Origin of the sequence: Pseudomonas sp. Q2-TVG4-2, from assembly GCF_013620795.1 — a bacterium.
In the GTDB taxonomy this organism is placed as follows: domain Bacteria; phylum Pseudomonadota; class Gammaproteobacteria; order Pseudomonadales; family Pseudomonadaceae; genus Stutzerimonas.
Map to the genome: position 1 here is coordinate 1 of NZ_LGLW01000020.1, position 15,332 is coordinate 15,332.

Sequence of the window (15,332 nt, forward strand, 5' to 3'; positions counted from 1 at the left end):
GGTTTGTTACGTTCGAATTTTTCTTTAGCCACGACAGTAAACCTCTTACTTAAAGGGCTGAATCAACCTTGTTTTTTAACGATTGCTTCGACGATGTTCGCCGGAGCTTCGGAGTACTTCGAGAATTCCATGGAATAGCTCGCGCGACCCTGGGACATGGAGCGGACGTCGGTCGCATAACCGAACATCTCGCCTAGCGGCACCTCGGCACGGATAACCTTGCCAGACACCGAATCTTCCATACCCTGAATCAGACCACGACGACGGTTCAGGTCCCCCATCACGTCACCCATGTAATCCTCAGGCGTTACAACTTCAACCTTCATGATCGGCTCAAGCACTACCGCACCGCCCTTCTGGGACAGCTGCTTGGTCGCCATGGAAGCCGCCACCTTGAACGCCATCTCGTTGGAGTCGACGTCGTGGTAAGAGCCATCGAAAACCGTGGCCTTCAGACCGATGAGCGGATAGCCGGCTACAACGCCGTTCTTCATCTGCTCTTCGATACCTTTCTGGATGGCTGGAATGTATTCCTTCGGAATGACACCACCCACAACCTCGTTAACAAACTGCAGCCCTTCTTGACCTTCGTCAGCAGGTGCGAAGCGAACCCAGCAATGACCAAACTGGCCGCGGCCGCCGGACTGACGAACGAACTTGCCTTCGATTTCGCAAGACTTGGTGATCTTCTCCCGATAGGAAACCTGTGGCTTACCGATGTTGGCGTCAACGTTGAACTCACGACGCATACGGTCAACCAGGATATCCAGGTGCAGCTCGCCCATACCGGAAATGATCGTCTGACCAGTTTCCTCGTCGGTCTTGACGCGGAACGACGGATCTTCCTGGGCCAACTTGCCCAACGCGACACCCATCTTTTCCTGGTCTGCCTTGGTCTTCGGCTCGACGGCCACCGAAATAACCGGCTCAGGGAATTCCATGCGCTCAAGAATGATCGGCTTCTCGATCGAGCAGAGAGTGTCACCCGTAGTGACATCCTTCATGCCGATCAGCGCAGCGATATCGCCCGCACGGCATTCCTTGATCTCTTCACGCTGGTTGGCATGCATCTGCACCATCCGCCCAACGCGCTCTTTCTTACCTTTGACCGAGTTAATTACCGAGTCGCCAGAGGACAGCACGCCAGAGTAAACGCGAGCAAAGGTCAATGTACCCACGAACGGGTCGGTCGCGATCTTAAATGCAAGCGCCGAGAACGGCTCAGCATCGTCAGCGTGACGCTCGTCGGTCTCTTCCTCGTTATCGGGATTGACACCTTGAATGGCCGGAATCTCTGTCGGCGCAGGCAGATAGTCAATCACGGCATCGAGGACCAGCGGAACACCCTTGTTCTTGAAGGACGAGCCGCAAACAGCCGGAACGATTTCACAAGCGATGGTGCGCTGACGCAGGCCTTCCTTGATCTCTTCGATCGAAAGCTCGCCACCCTCGAGGTACTTGTTCATCAGCTCTTCGTTGGCTTCGGCAGCAGCCTCGATCATGTTCGAGCGGTACTCTTCGGCCTGAGCAAGCAACTCAGCAGGGATTTCCTCCTCACGATAGGAGGTACCCTTGTCTTCCTCGTTCCAGTAGATCGCCTTCATCTTGATCAGATCGATCTGACCTTCGAAGTTATCCTCGGAACCGATCGCCAGCTGCACCGGCACCGGAGTATGACCGAGACGCTGCTTGATCTGAGCGACGACGCGCAGGAAGTTGGCGCCGGCACGGTCCATCTTGTTGACGTACACGATACGTGGAACGCCATACTTGTTGGCCTGACGCCAAACAGTCTCCGACTGCGGCTCAACGCCGGACGTAGCACAGAACACCACGACTGCACCATCGAGCACGCGCAGCGAGCGCTCAACTTCAATAGTGAAGTCTACGTGACCAGGGGTGTCGATGACGTTTACGCGATACTTGTCGAACTGGCCACGCGAACCCTGCCAGAAGGTCGTCACAGCAGCAGAGGTAATGGTAATACCGCGCTCCTGCTCCTGCACCATCCAGTCAGTGGTCGCGGCACCATCGTGCACTTCGCCCATCTTGTGGCTGAGGCCTGTGTAGAACAGAATCCGCTCCGTAGTGGTAGTTTTGCCTGCGTCGACGTGGGCGCAGATACCAATGTTACGGTAGCGGTTAATCGGAGTAATACGAGCCATAAAGCCCTCGCAAGTTGTTGACGCTGAAAATTAGAAGCGGTAGTGCGAGAAGGCCTTGTTGGCTTCAGCCATACGGTGCACATCTTCACGCTTCTTGACCGCAGCGCCTTTGCCGTCAAATGCATCCGCCAACTCACCTGCCAAACGCAGGGCCATGGATTTCTCGCCACGCTTGCGCGCAGCATCTACCAACCAGCGCATAGCCAAGGCATTACGACGGGAAGGACGAACTTCGACCGGAACCTGGTAAGTCGCACCACCTACGCGGCGGGACTTCACTTCGACCAGCGGAGCGATGGCGTCGAGTGCTTTTTCGAAGATTTCCAGGGGATCGGTGTTCTTACGCTCTTTAACCTTGTCCAAAGCGCCATAAACGATACGCTCGGCAACGGCCTTCTTGCCGCTTTCCATCACGTGGTTCATGAATTTGGCAAGAATCAGACTTCCGTACTTCGGATCGTCAAGGATCTCGCGCTTGGCTGCTACACGACGTCTTGGCATTGATAAGCCCTCAAACGGTCTTCAGGTTAGCCCGGGACGATAACGATGAGGTTACGCCCGACCTTACTCTTATCGACTCAAATAAAAAGAAATTGCGATTACTTCGGACGCTTGGTGCCGTACTTGGAACGGCCCTGCTTACGGTCTTTGACACCGGAGGTGTCCAGCGAACCGCGCACGGTGTGATAGCGCACACCCGGGAGGTCTTTTACACGACCGCCACGGATCAGCACGACACTGTGCTCTTGCAGGTTGTGACCTTCACCACCGATATAGGAGGCGACTTCAAAACCGTTGGTCAGACGAACACGGCATACCTTACGCAGTGCAGAGTTCGGTTTCTTTGGCGTGGTGGTGTACACGCGGGTGCACACACCACGGCGTTGCGGGCAGTTCTGCAGCGCAGGGACGTCGCTTTTCTCGACGACGCGCTTGCGCGGCTGGCGTACCAGCTGGTTGATCGTTGCCATCTACTAGCTCCACTGTTGTCTTTCGACACAAACGAAAAATGGCAGGGCGCAAGGGCCCCGCCAAATTAGGGGTACAAGAGTCTAAAGAGGTTCTTGCACACCGTCAAGGCGCGCCCCGACTCAAGCCGGGACTGCCTCCACTCAGTTACCGCTGGAATTCAGCGCCTCGGTCAGAGCCGCTTCGACCTCATCGGCACTCACACGAACCGGTTTCTCGGCCTCACGCTTGCGCTTGCGCTCGCTGTGATACTGCAGACCGGTACCCGCCGGAATCAAACGACCGACTACAACGTTTTCCTTCAGGCCACGCAGGTAGTCGCGCTTGCCGGTAACCGCCGCTTCGGTAAGCACGCGAGTGGTTTCCTGGAAGGAAGCCGCCGAAATGAACGACTCGGTGGAGAGCGATGCCTTGGTGATACCCAGAAGCACACGCACGTACTTCGAGCCGAACTTATCGTCCATAGACAGACGCTCGTTCTCCTCCAGTACATGATTCAATTCCATCTGGTCGCCCTTGATGAAGCTGGAATCGCCCGACTCGGCCACCTCGACCTTGCGCAGCATCTGCCGCAGGATGGTCTCGATGTGCTTGTCGTTGATCTTCACGCCTTGCAGACGGTAGACGTCCTGAATCTCGTTGACGATGTATTTGGCCAGCGCGCTGACGCCCAGCAGACGCAGAATGTCGTGCGGGTTGCTCGGCCCGTCGGAGATCACTTCGCCCTTGTTCACCTGCTCGCCTTCGAAGACGTTAAGGTGACGCCACTTCGGAATCAGCTCCTCGTACGGATCGGTCCCATCGGTAGGCGTGATGACCAGGCGGCGTTTGCCCTTGGTTTCCTTGCCGAAGGAGATCGTGCCGCTGATTTCCGCCAGGATCGACGGCTCTTTCGGACGACGCGCCTCGAACAGATCGGCAACACGCGGCAGACCACCGGTGATGTCGCGAGTCTTCGAGGTTTCCTGTGGGATACGCGCGATAACGTCACCGACGTTGATCTCAGCGCCGTCTGCCACACCAACCAGCGCGTTCGCCGGCAGGAAGTACTGGGCAGGCACGTCGGTACCTGGCAGCAGCAGCTCCTTGCCACTGGTATCGACCATCTTGATCGCCGGACGGATGTCTTTGCCGGAGGCCGGGCGATCCTTCGGGTCCATTACCTCGATGTTGGTCAAACCGGTGAGTTCGTCGGTCTGACGCTTGATGGTGATGTTCTCTTCCATACCCGCAAAGGTCACGACACCTTTCATCTCGGTCACGATCGGGTGCGTGTGCGGATCCCATTTTGCAACAACGGTGCCAGCATCGACCTTGTCGCCTTCCTTGATCGAAATCACTGCACCGTACGGCAGCTTGTAGCGCTCGCGCTCGCGGCCGTAGTCGTCCGCCACTGCCAGCTCACCGGAACGCGAAACCGCGACCAGGGCACCATCGGCACGCTCGACATACTTGAGGTTATGCAGGCGAATGGTACCGCCGTTCTTAACCATTACGTTGTCTACAGCCGAAGTCCGGCTAGCCGCACCACCGATGTGGAACGTACGCATGGTCAGCTGGGTACCCGGCTCACCAATGGACTGCGCGGCAATAACACCGACGGCTTCACCGATGTTCACCTGATGACCACGGGCCAGATCGCGGCCGTAGCACTTGGCGCAGATGCCGTAGCGGGTTTCGCAGCTGATCGGCGAACGCACGATAACTTCGTCAATGCTGTTCAGCTCGACGAAGTCGACCCACTGCTCATCGATCAACGTACCGGCCGGAACCAGCACGTCGTCGGTGCCGGGCTTGAGTACGTCACGCGCGATCACACGGCCCAGTACACGCTCACCCAGCGGCTCGACCACATCACCGCCTTCGATGTGCGGGGTCATATACAGCCCCTGCTCGGTACCGCAATCGATCTCGGTCACCACCAGATCCTGCGCCACGTCGACCAGGCGACGGGTCAGGTAACCAGAGTTCGCGGTCTTCAAGGCAGTATCCGCCAGGCCCTTACGAGCACCGTGGGTGGAGATGAAGTACTGCAGTACGTTCAGACCTTCACGGAAGTTCGCGGTAATTGGCGTCTCGATGATCGAGCCGTCCGGCTTAGCCATCAGGCCACGCATACCGGCCAGCTGGCGAATCTGGGCAGCGGAACCCCGTGCCCCGGAGTCGGCCATCATATACATCGAGTTGAACGAATCCTGCTCGGCTTCATTGCCGTCACGGTCGATGACTTTCTCTTTCGAGAGATTGGCCATCATCGCCTTGGATACTTCGTCGTTGGCCTTCGACCAGAGGTCGATCACCTTGTTGTACTTCTCGCCCTGGGTCACCAGGCCGGAGGCGTACTGCGACTCGATTTCCTTCACTTCCTCGGTAGCGGCATCGATGATGCGAGCCTTCTCGTCCGGGATGACGAAATCGTTCACACCAATCGACACACCGGAAATGGTCGAGTAAGCAAAACCGGTGTACATCAGCTGGTCGGCAAAGATAACGGTGTCCTTCAGACCAACGGTGCGATAGCACAGGTTGATCAGCTTGGAGATCGCCTTTTTCTTCATCGGCTGGTTGACCACGTCGAATGGCAGGCCGGCCGGAACCACCTGGAACAACAACGCCCGACCGACAGTGGTGTCGACAATGCGAGTGTTCTTGGTGATCGAGCCGTCGCGATCCTTGATGGTCTCGTTGATACGCACCTTGACGCGGGCGTGCAGCGACGCTTCGCCAGCACGGAAGACGCGGTCGACTTCCTGCAGGTCAGCGAACACACGACCTTCGCCCTTGGCATTGATCGCTTCACGGGTCATGTAGTACAGACCCAGGACCACGTCCTGCGACGGCACGATGATCGGCTCACCGTTGGCAGGCGACAAGATGTTGTTGGTCGACATCATTAGCGCACGCGCTTCGAGCTGGGCTTCCAGCGTCAGCGGTACGTGAACAGCCATCTGGTCACCGTCGAAGTCGGCGTTGTACGCCGCGCAAACCAACGGATGCAGCTGAATCGCCTTACCTTCGATCAGCACGGGCTCGAACGCCTGGATACCCAGACGGTGCAGTGTCGGTGCGCGGTTGAGCAACACGGGATGTTCGCGGATGACTTCAGCGAGGACGTCCCAGACTTCCGGCAGCTCGCGCTCGACCATCTTCTTGGCAGCCTTGATGGTCGTCGCCATGCCACGCATTTCCAGCTTGCCGAAAATGAACGGCTTGAACAGCTCGAGCGCCATCTTCTTCGGCAGACCGCACTGATGCAGACGCAGGGTCGGGCCGACGGTAATAACCGAGCGACCGGAGTAGTCCACGCGCTTACCGAGCAGGTTCTGACGGAAACGGCCCTGCTTGCCCTTGATCATGTCGGCCAAGGACTTCAGCGGGCGCTTGTTCGAGCCAGTGATGGCACGACCACGACGGCCGTTGTCGAGCAGCGCATCGACGGCTTCCTGCAGCATGCGCTTTTCGTTGCGCACGATGATGTCCGGCGCCGACAGATCGAGCAGACGCTTCAGACGGTTGTTACGGTTGATCACCCGACGGTACAGATCGTTGAGATCTGAGGTCGCGAAACGACCACCATCCAGCGGAACCAGCGGACGCAAATCCGGCGGCAGGACTGGCAGCACGGTCAGCACCATCCACTCTGGCAGGTTGCCCGAACCGTAGAAAGCTTCCATCAGCTTCAGGCGCTTGGAGAGCTTCTTGATTTTGGTTTCCGAGTTGGTTTGCGGAATCTCTTCGCGCAGACGCCCGATCTCGTGCTCCAGGTCAATTTCATGCAGCAGCTCGCGCACGGCTTCGGCGCCCATACGCGCGTCAAAGTCGTCGCCGAACTCTTCCAGTGCTTCGAAATACTGCTCGTCGTTGAGCAGCTGGCCCTTCTCGAGGGTGGTCATGCCCGGATCGATCACCACGTAGCTCTCGAAATAGAGCACGCGTTCGATGTCACGCAGGGTCATGTCCAACAGCAGGCCGATACGGCTCGGCAGGGACTTCAGGAACCAGATGTGAGCGACCGGCGAGGCCAGCTCGATATGCGCCATGCGCTCGCGACGAACCTTGGCCAGCGCGACTTCGACGCCACACTTCTCACAGATCACACCACGATGCTTGAGGCGCTTGTACTTACCGCACAGGCACTCGTAGTCCTTGACCGGGCCAAAGATCTTGGCGCAGAACAGGCCATCACGCTCGGGCTTGAACGTACGGTAGTTGATGGTCTCTGGCTTCTTGACCTCACCAAAGGACCAGGAACGGATCATCTCGGGCGAAGCCAATGCAATCTTGATGGCATCGAACTCTTCGATTTGACCCTGGTTTTTCAACAGATTCAGCAAGTCTTTCAAGGCCTTTCCTCCTCACGGACCTGCGGTGACCGGCTGATGCCGATCACCGCATAGGCGGTGCGTGGTTATTCGGTTTCCAGATCGATGTCGATACCGAGCGAGCGGATCTCTTTGATCAACACGTTGAAAGACTCCGGCATGCCGGGCTCCATACGGTGATCGCCGTCCACGATGTTCTTGTACATCTTGGTCCGCCCGTTCACGTCGTCCGACTTGACCGTGAGCATTTCCTGCAGGGTGTAGGCGGCACCATAGGCTTCCAGCGCCCATACCTCCATCTCCCCGAAACGCTGGCCACCGAACTGTGCCTTACCACCCAGCGGCTGCTGAGTAACCAGGCTGTAAGAACCGGTGGAACGCGCGTGCATCTTGTCGTCGACCAAGTGGTTCAGCTTGAGCATGTACATATAGCCGACCGTGGTGGTGCGCTCGAACTTGTTACCGGTGCGGCCATCGTAGAGCTGCATTTGGCCACTTTCCGGGAGATCGGCCAGCTTCAGCATGGCTTTGATCTCGCGCTCCTTGGCACCATCGAACACTGGCGTCGCCATCGGCACGCCGCCGCGCAGGTTCTTCGCCAGATCCAGCACTTCCTGATCGCTGAAGCTGTCGAGGTTCTCCTGACGGCCACCGATCTCGTTGTAGATCTCGTTAAGGAACTTGCGCAGCTCCGCGACCTTGCGCTGCTCGTCCAGCATGCGGTTGATCTTCTCACCCAGTCCCTTGGCCGCGAGGCCCAGGTGGGTTTCGAGGATCTGACCGACGTTCATACGCGAGGGAACGCCCAGCGGGTTGAGGACGATGTCGACCGGCGTGCCATTGGCATCATGCGGCATGTCTTCGACCGGCATGATGACCGAGACGACACCCTTGTTACCGTGACGACCGGCCATCTTGTCACCCGGCTGGATACGACGCTTGATAGCCAGGTAGACCTTGACGATTTTCAGCACGCCCGGCGCCAGATCATCGCCCTGCTGCAGCTTGCGCTTCTTGTCTTCGAACTTGTCGTCGAGCAACTGACGGCGGTCAGAAATGTAGGCCTGGGCCTTTTCCAGCTGTTCGTTCAGCGCGTCTTCGGCCATGCGCAGCTTGAACCACTGCCCATGCTCGAGACCATCGAGAATCTCGTCGGTAATGACCGCGCCCTTCTTCAGGCCCGCACCACCTTCGACTGTCGCACCGACCAGCGCGGAGCGCAGACGCTCGAAGGTTGCGCCTTCGACGATACGGAACTCCTCGTTCAGATCCTTGCGGATCTCGTCGAGCTGCATCTTCTCGATGGCCAGCGCGCGCGAATCACGCTCGACGCCGTCACGGATGAAGACCTGGACGTCAATGACCGTGCCCTTGGTGCCGGTTGGCACACGCAGGGAGGTGTCCTTAACGTCGGAGGCCTTCTCACCGAAGATCGCACGCAGCAGCTTTTCTTCCGGCGTCAACTGGGTTTCGCCTTTTGGCGTGACCTTGCCAACCAGAATATCGCCCGCACCCACTTCGGCACCGACATAGACGATACCCGCCTCATCCAGCTTGTTCAGCGCAGCCTCGCCCACGTTCGGGATGTCGGCCGTGATTTCTTCTGGGCCGAGCTTGGTATCACGGGATACGCAGGTCAGTTCCTGAATGTGGATGGTCGTGAAACGATCTTCCTGGACCACACGCTCCGACAGAAGGATGGAGTCTTCGAAGTTATAGCCGTTCCACGGCATGAACGCGACGCGCATGTTCTGACCGAGCGCCAGCTCACCCATGTCGGTGGACGGACCGTCAGCCATGATGTCGCCGCGCTCGACCACGTCACCCTTGCTTACCAGCGGGCGCTGGTTGATGCAGGTGTTCTGGTTCGAACGGGTGTACTTGGTCAGGTTGTAGATGTCGACGCCCGCTTCACCGGTTTCGACTTCGGCATCATGCACGCGCACCACCACACGACTGGCGTCGACCGAATCGATCACGCCGCCACGACGGGCGACGACGCAGACGCCGGAGTCGCGCGCCACGTTACGCTCCATACCGGTACCGACCAGCGGCTTGTCCGAACGCAGAGTCGGAACAGCCTGACGCTGCATGTTCGAACCCATGAGGGCGCGGTTGGCGTCGTCGTGCTCAAGGAACGGGATCAACGAAGCAGCTACGGAAACGACCTGCTTCGGCGACACGTCCATAAGAGTGACGTCTTCAGGCGCTTTTACCGTGAATTCATTCTGATGCCGAACAGCAACCAGCTCGTCGACCAGCTTGCGATCGTCCAGCTTCGCGCTGGCCTGTGCAATGACATGGTCTGCTTCTTCGATCGCCGACAGGAACACGATTTCATCAGTGACCTCGCCTTCCTTCACCACGCGATACGGGCTTTCCAGGAAGCCGTACTGGTTGGTGCGAGCATACGCCGCCAGCGAGTTGATCAGTCCAATGTTCGGACCTTCCGGCGTCTCGATCGGACATACACGACCGTAATGGGTCGGGTGTACGTCGCGCACCTCGAAGCCGGCACGCTCACGGGTCAGACCGCCCGGGCCGAGCGCCGAAACACGACGCTTGTGCGTGATCTCGGATAGCGGGTTGTTCTGGTCCATGAACTGCGAGAGCTGGCTGGAACCGAAGAACTCCTTCACCGCCGCCGCAACTGGCTTGGCGTTGATCAGATCCTGAGGCATCAGGCCTTCACTCTCAGCCATCGAGAGACGTTCTTTAACTGCACGCTCCACCCGGACCAGACCGACACGGAACTGGTTTTCAGCCATTTCGCCAACGCAGCGAACGCGACGGTTGCCGAGGTGGTCGATGTCATCCACCACACCTTTACCGTTGCGGATATCGACCAGTGTCTTCAGAACGGCGACGATGTCTTCACGACTGAGCACGCCAGAACCTTCGATCTCGGTCCGGCCGATACGACGGTTGAACTTCATCCGACCGACACCCGACAGATCGTAGCGCTCGGAGGCAAAGAACAGATTATTGAACAACGTCTCCGCCGCATCCTTTGTTGGCGGCTCGCCAGGACGCATCATGCGATAGATTTCCACCAGCGCTTCGAGCTGGTTGGTTGTCGAGTCGATCTTCAGCGTGTCGGAGATGAAGGGACCGCAGTCGATGTCGTTGGTGTAGAGCGTCTCGAAACGAACGACCTGGGCTTTGACCAGCTTGGCCAGCACCTCGACAGTCAGCTCGGTATTGCACTCAGCGATGATTTCGCCGGTCGCCGGATGCACGATTGCCTTGGCCGTGGTACGACCCAAAACATAGTCCATAGGCATGTCGAGCGACTTGATGCCTGACTTGTCGAGCTGGTTGATATGACGTGCCGTGATGCGACGTCCCTGCTCAACAATTACCTTGCCATTCTCGTCATTGATGTCGAACGAAGCGATCTCGCCACGCAGACGCTGAGGCACAAGTTCAAGGCTCAGCGCCTCACCCTTAACGTGGAATACGTTGGTGTCGTAGAACGCATCGAGGATTTCCTCGGTGCTGTAATTCAAGGCTCGGAGCAACACGGACGCCGGCAACTTACGACGACGGTCGATACGCACGAAAACAGCGTCCTTCGGATCGAACTCGAAGTCCAGCCAGGATCCGCGGTACGGAATGATGCGAGCAGAGTAAAGCAGCTTGCCCGAGCTGTGGGTTTTGCCGCGGTCGTGATCGAAGAATACGCCTGGCGAACGGTGCAACTGAGACACGATAACGCGCTCGGTACCGTTGATGATGAAGGTACCGTTCTCGGTCATCAGGGGGATTTCCCCCATATAGACTTCCTGTTCTTTGATGTCCTTGATTGCCTTGCTCGAGGATTCCTTATCAAAGATGATCAGGCGAACTTTCACTCGCAGCGGGACAGCAAAGGTCACGCCGCGCAACACGCATTCTTTGACGTCGAAAGCCGGGTCGCCCAGACGATAGCCGACGTACTCCAGCGCTGCGTTGCCAGAATAGCTGATTATCGGAAAAACGGATTTGAAGGCTGCATGCAAGCCAATGTCACGGAATTGATCCTTGGTCGCTCCCGCCTGCAGGAATTCGCGATACGAATCCAGCTGGATGGCCAAAAGATACGGCACGTCCATAACGTGCGGTAACTTGCTAAAGTCCTTGCGGATTCGTTTTTTCTCAGTGTATGAGTAAGCCATCAGCGTTCCCCAGCTTGGTCACCTGCTTGTTTGGCTTCTCCCGACGGGAGCAGCCAGAAAATCTTGCGAATTCTCGATTCGCACCGCCCATCGGGGCGATTTTTCCCATTCGAGCTGCCAGATGCACATCATGCAGCTATAACGGAAAAAGGCCGGTGGCAAAAGCCACCAGCCATCAGCCTTACGCGAGTCGCTTCGGCTGTAGACGCAAGGTCGTGCTTACTTGAGCTCGACTTTGGCGCCAGCTTCTTCCAAGGATTTCTTGGCAGCTTCGGCTTCGTCCTTGGACACGCCTTCCTTGACAATGCCAGGAGCGCCGTCAACGACTGCCTTGGCTTCTTTCAGACCCAGACCTGTCAGTTCGCGTACCGCCTTGATCACGTTGACTTTCTTTTCGCCAGCTTCAAGAAGCATAACGTTGAACTCGGTCTGCTCTTCAGCCGCGGCAGCAGCCGGGCCAGCAGCAGCGACAGTAGCAGCGGCTGCGGTAACACCGAATTTCTCTTCCATTGCCTTGATCAGTTCAACAACCTGCATCACGGACATTTCGGAAACGGCGTTGATGATGTCTTCGTTGGTCAGAGCCATGACTCTAGTTCCTATATATAGGTGACGGCCTGCGGCCATCTAATTCAAAAAAGTTTCGAAAGAGCTTTTCGCGGCCTTAGGCTGCGGCCGCTTCTTTCTGGTCGCGAACGGCCGCCAAAGTACGAGCCAGCTTGCTGGTAGCGCCCTGAATCACGCTCATCAGCTGAGAGATAGCTTCGTCATAGGTCGGCAGGGTTGCCAAAACGTCGATCTGGTTGGCTGCGATGAACTGACCCTCGAACGCAGCGGCTTTGATCTCGAACTTATCCTGACCCTTGGCGAACTCCTTGAAGATACGAGCAGCAGCGCCCGGATGTTCATTGGAGAAAGCGATAAGGGTCGGGCCTTTGAACACGTCGTTGAGCACGTCATATTGAGTGCCTTCAACGGCGCGGCGAAGCAGGGTATTACGCACTACACGCACGTACACACCAGCATCGCGGGCCTCTTTACGGAGTCCGGTCATAGCCCCAACGGTCACGCCACGGGCATCGGCCACGACAGCGGACAGAGCAGCTTTGGCAGCCTCGTTGACTTCAGCGACGATGGCCTTCTTGTCTTCGAGTTTGATTGCCACGGGATTTACTCCTGGATGTTACCGGTTCATCCGGTCGAAACCGGACGGGTTTTGGTGTCTGATTCGGTACGAATCGGGAGCACCTCTGCGTAGGCTTTAGGAGCGAGCTCCGGGTTTAAGGCTTGCGCCGCCTACGGTCTTGGATAGCCCCCGCCAGGCAGGGACCCCAATCTTCTGCCGCCCTGGCTAACAGGGCGGCGACGTCTTACGCCTCGAGGGAAGCCTGATCAATGATCAGCCCCGGACCCATGGTGGTGCTCAGGGTCACACGCTTGACATAAATACCTTTGGACGTGGATGGCTTCAGACGCTTGAGGTCTGACAGCAATGCTTCAACGTTCTGCTTGAGCTGACCAGCTTCGAAACCGACTTTGCCCACAGAGCTGTGGATGATGCCGTTCTTGTCAGTACGGAAGCGCACTTGGCCGGCCTTGGCATTCTTGACGGCAGTTGCAACGTCCGGCGTAACAGTACCAACCTTCGGGTTGGGCATCAGACCGCGCGGACCGAGAATCTGGCCCAGCTGACCGACTACGCGCATCGCATCCGGGGAAGCGATAACCACGTCATAGCTCAGGTCGCCGCCTTTCATTTCGGCAGCCAGCTCGTCCATACCAACACGGTCTGCGCCCGCGGCCAGAGCCGCTTCAGCAGCAGGCCCCTGTGTGAATACAGCAACACGAACGGACTTGCCGGTGCCATTCGGGAGAACGGTTGCACCACGCACTACCTGGTCGGATTTACGCGGATCCACACCAAGGTTGATGGCGATGTCGAAGGATTCAGTGAACTTCACGGCCGATAGCTGAGCCAACAGAGTAGCGGCGTCTTCGAACGCATACTGCTTGCCAGCTTCGATCTTCTCGGCGAAAGCCTTTTGGCGCTTGGTCAACTTAGCCATTACACACCCTCCACGTTCAGGCCCATGCTGCGAGCGGAGCCGGCGATAGTGCGCACGGCCGCGTCGAGATCAGCGGCAGTAAGATCAGCGTTCTTGGTCTTCGCGATCTCTTCCAGCTGAGCACGAGTAACAGTGCCGACCTTCTGGGTGTTCGGACGAGCAGAACCACTAGTAATACCGGCAGCCTTCTTCAACAGAACGGCTGCCGGTGTGCTCTTGGTCTCGAAAGTGAAGCTACGGTCGCTATAGACAGTGATGATCACTGGCGTCGGCAGACCTGGCTCCTGACCTTGAGTGCGAGCATTGAATGCCTTGCAGAATTCCATGATATTCACGCCATGCTGACCCAGTGCTGGACCAACAGGCGGCGACGGGTTGGCCTGACCGGCCTTTACCTGAAGCTTGATATAAGCTTGAATCTTCTTAGCCATAACTACTCCGTTCCGGGTGCTAGCGCCTCACGGCTCCCCTATCTACTTGAATATCCCAGTGACGACAAAACCCCGCAGCCAGCAGCTGCGGGGTGTGGGATGCTTTCTTCAGCTAGACCTTCTCGACCTGACTGAACTCCAACTCTACTGGCGTTGAACGACCAAAGATAAGAACAGCCACCTGAATACGGCTCTTCTCGTAATTGACCTCTTCGACAACACCATTGAAATCCGCAAAAGGACCATCAGCCACACGAACAACTTCGCCCGGCTCGAACAGCGTCTTGGGCTTCGGCTTGTCACTGCCATCCGCCACGCGGCGCAGAATCGCCTCGGCCTCTTTGTCGGTAATCGGCGCAGGCTTATCGGCAGTACCACCGATAAAGCCCATTACACGCGGCGTATCTTTTACCAAGTGCCAGGCGCCTTCAGCCATATCCATCTGGACGAGAACGTAGCCTGGGAAGAACTTGCGCTCACTTTTGCGCTTCTGCCCATTACGCATCTCGACCACTTCTTCAGTGGGAACCAGAATCTCGCCGAAATGATCTTCCATACCGGCAAGTTTGATACGCTCGACCAGCGAGCGCATGACATGCTTCTCGTAACCCGAGTAAGCATGAACCACATACCAACGCTTAGCCACGGGACACCCTTAACCTACAACCATGGAAACCAGCCAACCGAGCAGGGAATCAAGCCCCCACAACAGCAGCGCCATAACCAGCACAACAGCCACAACAATCAACGTAGTCTGAGTGGTTTCTTGACGGGTCGGCCAAACGACTTTGCGAATTTCGACGCGCGCCTCTTTCAAAAGAACGAAAAAGGAGCGACCTTTGGATGTTTGCAGCGCCACAAACGAAGCGACCGCGGCAAGCGCGAGCAACGCGAGCACCCTATACAGAATCGGCTCTGCGGAGTAATACTGATTACCAACCACCGCCACAACCACCAAAGCAGCCACAACAAGCCACTTCACCAGATCGAAGCGCGTGTCTTTGGCTTCTGCTTTGATATTCATCTGCTAGAACCCTGTAAAAACTGCCAAATTCGATATTGAAATTGGCAGGCCAGGAGGGAATCGAACCCCCAACCTGCGGTTTTGGAGACCGCCGCTCTGCCAATTGAGCTACTGGCCTAACAAGAGTCAGGCCGACTATTATGCCGGCCCGAATGAAACAGATCAATCGGTTATTCGATGATCTTGGCAACCACGCCG

At 57.3% G+C, this 15,332-nt stretch carries 11 protein-coding genes and 1 tRNA gene; all 12 read right to left on the bottom strand.

Annotation, left to right across the window (positions count from 1 at the left end; all coding sequences use genetic code 11):
• Positions 1-62 precede the first annotated feature (62 nt).
• Complete coding sequence (gene fusA / locus H3028_RS20785; protein WP_181299104.1) at positions 63-2,165, bottom strand: elongation factor G; 2,103 nt, start codon at positions 2,163-2,165, stop codon at positions 63-65.
• Between the two features lie 30 nt (positions 2,166-2,195).
• A complete protein-coding gene (gene rpsG, locus H3028_RS20790; protein WP_181299105.1) occupies positions 2,196-2,666 on the bottom strand; it encodes a 30S ribosomal protein S7 in 471 nt (156 codons plus the stop codon).
• Between the two features lie 98 nt (positions 2,667-2,764).
• Positions 2,765-3,136: a 30S ribosomal protein S12 gene (rpsL, locus tag H3028_RS20795; RefSeq protein ID WP_025240342.1), complete on the bottom strand. Its 372-nt coding sequence runs from the start codon at positions 3,134-3,136 to the stop codon at positions 2,765-2,767.
• A 141-nt stretch (positions 3,137-3,277) separates the two neighbouring features.
• Complete coding sequence (gene rpoC, locus H3028_RS20800; RefSeq protein WP_181299106.1) at positions 3,278-7,477, bottom strand: DNA-directed RNA polymerase subunit beta'; 4,200 nt, start codon at positions 7,475-7,477, stop codon at positions 3,278-3,280.
• 65 nt (positions 7,478-7,542) lie between these two features.
• A complete protein-coding gene (gene rpoB / locus H3028_RS20805) occupies positions 7,543-11,613 on the bottom strand; it encodes a DNA-directed RNA polymerase subunit beta (RefSeq protein ID WP_181299107.1) in 4,071 nt (1,356 codons plus the stop codon).
• A 219-nt stretch (positions 11,614-11,832) separates the two neighbouring features.
• Positions 11,833-12,201 carry a 50S ribosomal protein L7/L12 gene (gene rplL, locus H3028_RS20810; RefSeq protein WP_025240339.1) on the bottom strand — a complete coding sequence of 123 codons (369 nt, stop codon included), beginning with the start codon at positions 12,199-12,201 and terminating at the stop codon, positions 11,833-11,835.
• A 76-nt stretch (positions 12,202-12,277) separates the two neighbouring features.
• Positions 12,278-12,778, bottom strand: coding sequence for a 50S ribosomal protein L10 (gene rplJ, locus H3028_RS20815; protein WP_181299108.1), 501 nt, complete (start codon positions 12,776-12,778; stop codon positions 12,278-12,280).
• Positions 12,779-12,983: 205 nt separating this feature from the next.
• Complete coding sequence (gene rplA / locus H3028_RS20820; protein WP_181299109.1) at positions 12,984-13,679, bottom strand: 50S ribosomal protein L1; 696 nt, start codon at positions 13,677-13,679, stop codon at positions 12,984-12,986.
• On the bottom strand, positions 13,679-14,110 hold the full coding sequence (gene rplK, locus H3028_RS20825; RefSeq protein WP_019342057.1) for a 50S ribosomal protein L11: 432 nt from the start codon (positions 14,108-14,110) through the stop codon (positions 13,679-13,681). The genes rplA and rplK overlap by 1 nt, the downstream gene beginning before the upstream one ends.
• A gap of 112 nt (positions 14,111-14,222) precedes the next feature.
• Positions 14,223-14,756, bottom strand: a complete 534-nt coding sequence (nusG, locus tag H3028_RS20830) for a transcription termination/antitermination protein NusG (RefSeq protein WP_168426162.1) — start codon at positions 14,754-14,756, stop codon at positions 14,223-14,225.
• Between the two features lie 9 nt (positions 14,757-14,765).
• Positions 14,766-15,134: a preprotein translocase subunit SecE gene (gene secE / locus H3028_RS20835; RefSeq protein WP_181299110.1), complete on the bottom strand. Its 369-nt coding sequence runs from the start codon at positions 15,132-15,134 to the stop codon at positions 14,766-14,768.
• A 42-nt stretch (positions 15,135-15,176) separates the two neighbouring features.
• Positions 15,177-15,252: transfer RNA gene (locus tag H3028_RS20840), tRNA-Trp, on the bottom strand.
• Between the last annotated feature and the right edge of the window lie 80 nt (positions 15,253-15,332).